Consider the following 1,626-nt stretch of genomic DNA (forward strand, 5'->3'; position numbering starts at 1 on the left):
TCGCGTTACGGTCTCCGGCCAGGTCACCCTGCAGAGGAGCCGCGTCGAGCGGCGTCGTCGTTTCTTCCGCGACCTCGATCCCCAGCGCCCGCACCACGCGCAGATACGCGGCGTTGTCGGTATGCCGCAGCACCAGCGCATGGCACAGCGCATCGGCCAGAGTGCCGATGCCGATCTGCAAGGTGCCGCCGTCGCGGACCAGGGTGCTGGCATAGAAGCCGATCGCGTAGTCGGCGTCGCTCACCGGCTGGCGTGGCAGGCCGAACAGGGCCGGGTAGGGCGGCGGCGGCAGCACGACCGCATCGAAGAAGTCGGCGTCGACCGCGGCGTTGCCGCCGAGCCAGGGCAGTTGCGGGTCGACCTCGGCGATCAGCAGCGGTCGCGGCAGGCCGCGCGCGACGATCGCGTCGATCGCGTCGAAGGTCAGGTCGGTATTGCACGACAGCGACAAGCGCGCGCTGCCCGCCGGATCGGCGGCGACTTTCTGCACCACCGCGTTGACGCCGCGGTCGGCAAGGGCGCGGGCGACATGGGTGTAGTTGAGGCTGGCGTAGCGGCGTTGGCTGGCGGCGGCGTTCAGCAGCGCGCCGGATTGCAGGTAGAACTCTTCGATCTCGATGTGCGCCGGCAAGGCGTTGCGCTTGAGCGCCTCGACATAACGCAGGCGCGGGAAATCGGCGCCGAAGTGGCGCTGCACGAACGGCGCTAGAAACCGCCCCTCCAGGCCGCGGCCGCTGCCGGGCGGGTCCAGCGACAGTGCGGTGTACAGATGCAGCGGCCGCGCCGTCTCGTGTTCGGCGCGGGCGTAGATCGCGTTGAGCAGGCGATGCGGCTTGCCCAGCCCGAGCGGGGCGCCCAGGTGCAGCGGGCCGTCGATGCGGCTGTAAAGGAAGTCGACGGCGGCGTCGAGCGAATCGAATTGGAGCGGTGCGGTCATGGCCGCAGTATCGCATCCGGGCGGGTGAGGCGGCCTTCATCGGCGGGGGCCGGCGTGCCGACGAACGGCGCTTGCGATTTTCGTTTACGCATGTAATCTACAAAAAATTACGGATGTAAACGATGCAGATCAGCGATGCCGAATCCGTGGTGATGGACGTGTTGTGGCAACGCCACCCGCTCAGCGCCGAAGAAGTGGTCGCGGCCCTGGCCGGCGCCCAGTCGTGGCAGGAGGCCACGGTCAAGACCCTGCTCAACCGGCTGTTGAACAAGGGGGCGATCCGCGCCGAAAAGGACGGCCGGCGTTATCTCTACGCGCCTTTGCTCAAGCGCGAGGACTGGGTCATGGAAGAGAGCCAGGGGCTGCTCGAGCGCTTGTTCGGCGGCCGCGTCGCTCCCTTGGTCGCGCATTTCAGCGAACACCGCAAGCTCAGCCGCAAGGACATCGCCGAGCTGCGCAAACTGCTGGACGAGCTCGACGATGAGCGCCGTTGAACTGTTGCGCGCGTTGGCCGAGACCGCTGCGGCGATGAGCCTCGCGATCGCCTTGGTGCTGGCCTTGCGCCGGCCCTTGCGACGCGCGTTCGGGGCCGGGGTGGCCTATGCCGCGTGGTGGCTGGTGCCGCTGGCGGTCGTGGCGGTGCTGTTGCCGGCCGCGCCGCGGCCGCCAACGGCGACGGCATGGCAGGT

At 68.8% G+C, this 1,626-nt stretch carries 2 protein-coding genes and 1 pseudogene; 2 read left to right on the forward strand and 1 reads right to left on the reverse strand.

Features of this window, described 5'->3' with window-relative positions; all coding sequences use genetic code 11:
- Window positions 1–937: pseudogene (locus tag TX83_RS09100) on the reverse strand (acetyl-CoA hydrolase/transferase C-terminal domain-containing protein); the annotation flags it as partial.
- 122 nt (window positions 938–1,059) lie between these two features.
- Between TX83_RS09100 and TX83_RS09105 the strand changes: the two are divergent.
- Window positions 1,060–1,431, forward strand: coding sequence for a BlaI/MecI/CopY family transcriptional regulator (locus TX83_RS09105; protein ID WP_064747633.1), 372 nt, complete (start codon window positions 1,060–1,062; stop codon window positions 1,429–1,431).
- On the forward strand, window positions 1,418–1,626 hold a 209-nt coding region (locus tag TX83_RS23295), incomplete at its 3' end, for a M56 family metallopeptidase (protein WP_222423743.1). The genes TX83_RS09105 and TX83_RS23295, both read left to right, overlap by 14 nt.

The organism is Lysobacter antibioticus HS124 (assembly GCF_000336385.2).
Taxonomy (GTDB): domain Bacteria; phylum Pseudomonadota; class Gammaproteobacteria; order Xanthomonadales; family Xanthomonadaceae; genus Lysobacter; species Lysobacter firmicutimachus.